Annotated in this window: 4 protein-coding genes; 3 read left to right on the top strand and 1 reads right to left on the bottom strand. The window is 48.6% G+C overall.

What is annotated here, in order from left to right; all coding sequences use genetic code 11:
- Positions 1-54: 54 nt before the first annotated feature.
- Positions 55-393: a TraR/DksA family transcriptional regulator gene (locus ACLQ6D_RS00790; RefSeq protein ID WP_411725343.1), complete on the bottom strand. Its 339-nt coding sequence runs from the start codon at positions 391-393 to the stop codon at positions 55-57.
- A gap of 231 nt (positions 394-624) precedes the next feature.
- On the opposite strand from ACLQ6D_RS00790, the gene ACLQ6D_RS00785 reads away from it, so the two are divergent.
- The 3 genes from ACLQ6D_RS00785 to ACLQ6D_RS00775 form a co-directional block, all read left to right on the top strand.
- A complete protein-coding gene (locus ACLQ6D_RS00785; protein WP_411725342.1) occupies positions 625-1,530 on the top strand; it encodes an AAA family ATPase in 906 nt (301 codons plus the stop codon).
- A gap of 29 nt (positions 1,531-1,559) precedes the next feature.
- Positions 1,560-2,480: a DUF58 domain-containing protein gene (locus ACLQ6D_RS00780; RefSeq protein WP_411725341.1), complete on the top strand. Its 921-nt coding sequence runs from the start codon at positions 1,560-1,562 to the stop codon at positions 2,478-2,480.
- Positions 2,481-2,666: 186 nt separating this feature from the next.
- On the top strand, positions 2,667-3,828 hold a 1,162-nt coding region (locus tag ACLQ6D_RS00775), incomplete at its 3' end, for a DUF3488 domain-containing protein (protein WP_411725340.1).

Here is a 3,828-nt window from a genome sequence, read left to right as displayed (position 1 = left end):
ATTCACGACAATATGAAATTTATCAAGTTAATTGCGGATAAGTTCTTACCAACTTCAACACCCAGCCTGGCTTGCACACTTGACGCACATGCTGGAATAAGGCACAGCTTCCAGGCGCTCTTTTCTGATAGGTTCGCCGCACAACTCGCAAATGCCGTACTCGCCACTGTCTATCCGGGCGATTGCTTGTTGCACCCTATCCCTTTCTGCCCTGGCGGCATTGCCTAGGTAATCCAGCACTTCGTCATTTTCAGACTGTGTGGCAAGTTCAGCGAAATCTTTTTCTAATGGCACATCGGTATGTTTAACATCAGAAGTGATCTTGGCCAGACGATCGTCAAGTTCCTCCAGCATTTCAATTAGATGGCTACGTACTTCTTCATATTCTTTCATTGCAAAACTCCTGCTTTTGATTTGCCCTTTACTAGGGGAAACGCTGATTTAATCCTTCGACAGGTTCAGGATGAACGGTAACTCATTGATCCCGTTCGTGCTGAGCTTGTACCACAGGCACTTCCTTGGTCGTCGAACCCTGAGCGAAAGCGATTTGTTCAGCGTTTCCCCAGAAGTGTTGTTCTATACTTAAGGGCAACAACTCATAATTCGAGCATCCTACCATTAACTATGCAAAATGACATCCAGCAGCTACTTAAAGCAGCAAATCAGGTTATCCTCGGCAAAGAAAGGCAAATCCGCCTGGCGGTGTGTTGCCTGTTGGCACGCGGGCATTTATTGATTGAAGATATTCCCGGCGTGGGCAAGACGACGCTGGCTCATACGCTGGCTAAGTTGCTGGGGATGAATTACCAGCGCATTCAATTTACCAGCGATATTTTGCCGGCGGACATCATTGGCGCATCGGTGTTTGATGCCAAAAACCATGAATTTAAATTCCATCCAGGGCCCATATTTAACCAGATGGTGCTGGCCGATGAGATTAACCGCTCGACACCCAAAGCGCAAAGCGCATTACTGGAAGCGATGGAAGAGCAGCAAGTCACCGTGGAAGGAATCACCTACCCATTGCCGGAACCTTTTTTCGTGATTGCAACGCAAAATCCATCCCACCAGATCGGCACTTTCCCCCTGCCGGAATCGCAACTGGACCGCTTTCTGATGCGGATTGAGCTGGGTTATCCCGATTCTAAATCGGAGCGCCAATTGCTGATAGGACAAAACCGGCATCATCTCATTCAATCCTTATCGGCGCAGCTTACGCCCCACCAATTGCAGCAACTGCAACAGGCGATTACTGAAGTCCATGTTTCCAGTGCCTTGCTGGATTACTGCCAGGCCATCATCAACTTTACGCGTGAATCAGAGGAGTATCATTGTGGACTGTCGCCAAGGGCCGGGCTAGCGCTGCTGACGGCTGCCAAAGCCTGGACGTTCATGGATCAGCGCGATGCGGTCATCCCGGAAGACATACAGGCCGTGCTGGCGGCGGTTGCCGGACACCGGTTAAGGTCAGGCAATAACGATTCCGTAGCCATTGTCGCACCCATTCTGGCTAAGGTTGCCGTCCATTGAAAGGATTAGCCTTAAAGGAACGCTTTCGGATGAGCCGGTTTTTTCTGGGCGAGCGAAGGTTGAACCAAAAACCGTTAATCCTAAACCAGCGGCGGATATTTATCTTGCCTACGCAGCGTGGCTTGGGTTTCAGCTTATTGATCCTGCTGCTAATGCTGATTGCCTTTGTTTACAACAACAATCTTGCCTATATGCTGGCATTTTTGCTGGGCAGTATTTTTTTTATCACCATTTTGCATACCTATAAATCCCTGGCTGGTTTGACGGTTCAAGAAGGCGAAACCACAGCGGTATTTGCTGGAGAGGCTGCGGGTTTTGGTGTCCATATCGACAATCCCACATCGGTTGAGAGCCAGCATGTGCAACTAAAAATGAAGGCTGTCGAGCACTTCAACCTGAAAGCGCATAGCAAGGCTCACATTACGTTATACGACCTTACCCAGAAGCGGGGCTGGCATCCGGCAGGAACCGTCACCATTTTCAGCACTTATCCCTTAGGGTTGTTCCGCGCCTGGTCGCCTATCCGTTTCAATGCCAAAGCGTTGGTGTATCCTAAACCAGCAAACCAGGAAATCCCTTTCCCGGAAACTGGATCAACAAAAGCCCAGCAAGGGCAGTTCAAAAAGGGTGGCGATGAGTTTTACGGGTTGCAAAGTTATCAAGCAGGCGATCCGATCAAACACCTGCACTGGAAAGCATACGCGAAAGGATTGGGTTTATTCAGCAAGCAGTATGGCGGGGAAAGTTCGGCAGAAATCTGGCTGGATTATGGGCATGCACCCGGACAGTCGCTCGAAGAACGCCTGAGTTACTTATGCCGCTGGGTGGTTGATGCCGAGCAAGCAGGCCTGAGTTACGGATTCATACTACCCAGTTTGCGGCTGGAACCTGGCAATGGCCCCGCACATTACCGGCTATGTCTGGAAGCGCTGGCCTTGTTTAACTTATGATTTAAAAGATCAATTAGATTTGATTTTTCCGCTGCTATCGTAGGGGCAGTCCCTTGTGGTTGCCCGGACAGGCACAAGGCCTGCCCCTACAATGCAGGAGCCATCTGGATGATAGTTCTATTTGTACACTTCATTGATATTTCATAGCTAAAATTTGATCACGAATACATCAACTGACTTTTTACGATGAATCCTGCCCATAATAAAAATATCCTGATTTTTTTGTTGTCCTCTATCGGCCTGATAGCTCTTCCGCATGTGTATCATCTTCACTTGGCCGTGTTCGGCTTTTTTAGCCTGCTGCTAGTTTGGCGGTTTATCGGTATTTGGAAACCTGACCGTTTACCTAATGGCCCAACGCTATTGTTCCTGACTGTGTGCGGATTGGCGATCCTGTACAGTCAGCATCGTGGCATTTTGGGACGCGATGGCGGAACGAGTTTGTTCGTGATTGCCCTGGGCTTGAAATTAATGGAGATAAAAAGCGAGCGCGATCTTTACCTGATTAATTATCTGGCATTTATCGTTGCCGCCTCTCAGTTCTTGTACGGGCAAAGCATACTGATGGCAGCGTACATCCTGTTTGTTTGCTGTGTGTTGCTGGCGACGCTGGCATTCATCAATAGTTATGTTGCACAAACGAGTACGGCGATCAAAGCAGCGATCAAAAAAGCAGGGGTTATTATTGCCCAGGCAATACCGATGATGATTGTGATATTCATCCTATTTCCACGGGTTGAGGCGCCGAAATGGCTGTTGTTTAATGATGAACAGCAGAAAAAATCGGGACTCAGCGACACGATGGAGCCGGGTTCCATCACCGATCTCGGCATGTCGGATGAACTGGTGTTCAGGGTTAAGTTTACAGGAGCCATTCCACCAACTAAGCAACGCTATTGGCGCGGTCCGGTGCTAACCCAAACCGACGGCAAAAAGTGGACGCAAGCCAACGACTTGTCATACCAACAACATTTAGACAAGCTGACTTTTTCAGGAAAACCTTACCAGTACACTCTGTTGATGGAACCGCAGGGCAAAAACTGGGTGTTTGCGCTGGACATGCCGGCAGGCTACCCAAACCAATTACGCCAGAATGCCAATTATCAACTGATTACCACCGATGACTTTGATAAACGCGCCGAATACAAACTGACTTCCTACCCTACATACAACACGGGTTACATCACTAAAGCCGAATACCAACATGCCCGGCAATTGCCGGGTGCGCCTTCGGATAAAATCAAACAATTGGTCACGCAGTTACACGGTTTCGACAGTGCGCCGGACATTTTTATCAAGCAGCTACTTAATCATTTCAGGAAAGAAGATTTCCATTACACCTTAACAC

This window comes from Methyloglobulus sp. (assembly GCF_046714055.1).
Classification (GTDB): domain Bacteria; phylum Pseudomonadota; class Gammaproteobacteria; order Methylococcales; family Methylomonadaceae; genus Methyloglobulus.
This window is presented reverse-complemented; position numbering and strand designations above follow the sequence as displayed.

Bases quoted from the DNA above. Each gene is read 5' to 3' on its own strand.
- ACLQ6D_RS00790 (WP_411725343.1), bottom strand. From the start codon at position 393: ATGAAAGAATATGAAGAAGTACGTAGCCATCTAATTGAAATGCTGGAG.
- ACLQ6D_RS00785 (WP_411725342.1), top strand. From the start codon at position 625: ATGCAAAATGACATCCAGCAGCTACTTAAAGCAGCAAATCAGGTTATC.
- ACLQ6D_RS00780 (WP_411725341.1), top strand. From the start codon at position 1,560: ATGAGCCGGTTTTTTCTGGGCGAGCGAAGGTTGAACCAAAAACCGTTA.